This window comes from Vibrio sp. Vb0888, from assembly GCF_033338835.1.
Classification (GTDB): domain Bacteria; phylum Pseudomonadota; class Gammaproteobacteria; order Enterobacterales; family Vibrionaceae; genus Vibrio; species Vibrio alginolyticus.
Genome location: NZ_JAWOTL010000235.1, coordinates 1 through 1,146, shown reverse-complemented (window position 1 = coordinate 1,146; position 1,146 = coordinate 1). Strand labels below are relative to the sequence as shown.

2 protein-coding genes are annotated in these 1,146 nt (G+C 49.9%); both read right to left on the bottom strand.

Translation table 11 applies throughout. From position 1 onward, the window contains the following. Positions 1–741 (bottom strand): peptide chain release factor N(5)-glutamine methyltransferase (gene prmC / locus R7P72_RS25280; RefSeq protein ID WP_318110996.1); only part of this gene is annotated, 741 nt, incomplete at its 3' end. 3 nt (positions 742–744) lie between these two features. Further along, the coding region (locus tag R7P72_RS25275; RefSeq protein WP_318110995.1) for a peptide chain release factor-like protein at positions 745–1,146 on the bottom strand (402 nt) is incomplete at its 5' end.

The window sequence follows — 1,146 nt, the reverse complement described above, 5'->3', positions numbered from 1 at the left end:
GTAACCGTGTTCGAAGGCAAGCCAACCGCCCTCTTCAAGATACTGACGAGCCAAATCGGAGATATGGCGAATATCCGCTAAGCCATTTTCATCAGCGACCAGCGCGGATTTTGGCTCAAAACGAACGTCACCTTGGGATAAATGCGGATCTTTCTCGTCAATATACGGCGGATTGGAAACAATTAAAGCAAACTTTGTTCCCTCTGCAATAGGCTCGAACCAGCTACCTTGGTCAAACGTCACATTTTTGATGTTTAGCTGCGCGGCATTGTACTCAGCAAGCTCTTTGGCCTCTTGTTTGAGGTCAACTCCCATTACCTGACGATTCGGTAGCTCAGACGCTAATGCCAACGCAATTGCTCCTGTCCCCGTGCCTAAATCTAGAATCGATCCGGTCTGCCCATAGGTTTTATCCAAAGCAACTTCCACCAAACGCTCGGTGTCTGGTCTTGGGATCAAGGTAGTAGGAGAAACTTTGAGAGGTAGAGACCAAAACTCGCGCTCACCAATAATGTAAGCAACGGGTTCGCCTGCTAAGCGCCTTGCGAGTAAAGCATCAAACTGCGCTTGTTGCTCTGGTTCTAATGCTTTTTCTGGCCACGTTAGTAAATAGGTTCGCGGTTTGCCAAGAACATGGCAAAGAAGGACAGCTGCATCGAGAGAAGGCGACTCTTTGCCGCCTTCTGTCAGTTTTGCCGTCGCACTTTTCAGTGCTTGCTCAATGGATTGAACTTGGCTCATCGATTAAGCGTTCTCAGCTAGCGCCGCTAGTTGGTCTGCTTGGTGTTCTTGAACCACTGGGTCAATCAAGCTTTGTAGGTCGCCTTCCATCACTTCGTTCAAACGGTAGATGGTTAGGTTGATTCGGTGGTCAGAAACACGGCCTTGCGGGTAGTTGTAAGTACGGATACGGTCACTGCGGTCACCAGAACCTAGTAGGTTACGACGCGTGTCAGACACTTCTGCCGCACGACGCTCTTGTTCCGCTTGAACGATACGAGCAGCCAGTACTGCCATCGCTTTCGCTTTGTTCTTATGCTGTGAACGCTCGTCTTGACACTCTACCACTGTACCCGTTGGTAAGTGGGTAATACGGATTGCAGAATCCGTGGTGTTAACGTGCTGACCACCTGCGCCAGATGCACG